Source organism: Aeromicrobium sp. PFPM2_SD2 (assembly GCF_057364525.1).
This window is the reverse complement of the sequence record NZ_JBNFNZ010000541.1, coordinates 1-1,492: the sequence shown is the minus strand read 5'-3', so window position 1 is coordinate 1,492 and position 1,492 is coordinate 1. Positions and strand designations below refer to the sequence as shown.

At 73.9% G+C, this 1,492-nt stretch carries 2 protein-coding genes; both read left to right on the top strand.

All coding sequences use genetic code 11. From position 1 onward, the window contains the following. On the top strand, window positions 1-919 hold a 919-nt coding region (locus AC2W7G_RS16090), incomplete at its 5' end, for a phosphatase PAP2 family protein (protein ID WP_485869324.1). Window positions 920-965: 46 nt separating this feature from the next. Then, a partial coding sequence (locus tag AC2W7G_RS16085) for a nitrilase-related carbon-nitrogen hydrolase (RefSeq protein WP_485869323.1) occupies window positions 966-1,492 on the top strand: 527 nt, incomplete at its 3' end.

The window sequence follows — 1,492 nt, the reverse complement described above, 5'->3', positions numbered from 1 at the left end:
GGACCTGCCGGCCACGCGGCCCGACCTCGTGCGCTGGCGGCCGCTCGCCCGCGTCGCCTACGCGGCGGCGCTCATCGCCTGGGTCGTGACCGTGGGCGTGCCCACCGACCCGTTCCAGATGTTCGCCTGGATGTGGCTGGCCGTGATCGCCTGGCGCTTCGGCGCCCCGTGGGCGGTGCACCGGGCGTTCGCCAAGGACTGGTGGCCGGCCTTCGCCGTCCTGGTCGCCTACCTCTACAGCCGCGGGCTGAGCGACGAGCTCATCGGCGTCCCGGTGCACTGGACGATGCCGATCGAGGCCGACCGCTGGCTCACCGGCGGGAACGAGCTGCCGACGCAGTACCTGCAGGACGCGCTGTGCGGGGACCCGTGCCTGCGCTCGGCCGCGCCGTCCTGGTACGACGTGCTGCTCACGACCGTCTACTACAGCCACTTCGTCGTCGGGCTCGGGCTGGCGCTGGTGCTGTGGGTGCGCCGACGCGCCGACTGGGTGGCGTGGCTGACGCGGTACCTGACCATGAACCTGGCCGGGCTCGTCGTCTACGTGCTCTACCCGATGGCGCCCCCGTGGCTGGCCTCGCAGGAGGGCTACGTGGCCGAGAGCCTGCCGCGGCTGACCGGTCGGGGCTGGGAGGACGTCGGCCTGGGCGGGTTCCACGTCGTGCTGGCCTCGGTCGGCAACCCGGTGGCGGCGATGCCGTCGCTGCACGGCGGCATCGCCATGCTCGTCGCGCTGTGGACGGTGCACCGCCTGCGCAGCCCGTGGCGCTGGGCGGCGCTGGTGTACCCGCTGGTCATGGCGTTCGCCCTCGTCTACTACGCCGAGCACTACGTCGTGGACATCCTCGCCGGGTGGGCGCTGGCCGGTCTCGTCATGGTGGGCGTCGGACGCTGGGAGGCGCGGCGACCGGGCGTCTGAGCCCCGGGTCGTCGCGGGACTGGGTCCCACCTGCCAGAATCGACGGGTGCGTCCTGCCGTCGTCCAGCTCTCCGCGTCCCTCGACGCCGCCGCCAACCGTGCGGCCGTCGAGCGGGCGCTCGACGCCGTCGACCCCGCGCACGAGCCCGACGTGGTCGTGCTGCCCGAGGCCACGATGGCCGACTTCGGCCGTCCCGACACCGACCTGCGCCCGCTGGCCGAGCCGCTGGACGGGCCGTTCGTCGAGCTGCTGCTGCGTCGCTCGCGCGCCCTGGGCGCGACCGTGGTGGCGGGCATGTTCGAGGCCACGGACGACCTGCCGTTCAACACGCTCGTCGTCGCCGGGCCGGACGGCGACCTCGTCGCGACGTACCGCAAGATCCACCTGTACGACTCCTTCGGCTACCGCGAGTCCGAGCGGCTCGCCGCGGGCGACCTCGAGCCGGTCGTCGTGCCGGTCGGTGACCAGACCCTGGGGCTCATGACCTGCTACGACCTGCGCTTCCCCGAGCTGGCCCGCGCCCTGGTCGACCGCGGCGCCGACGTGCTGGCCGTGCCGGCCGCCTGGGCTCG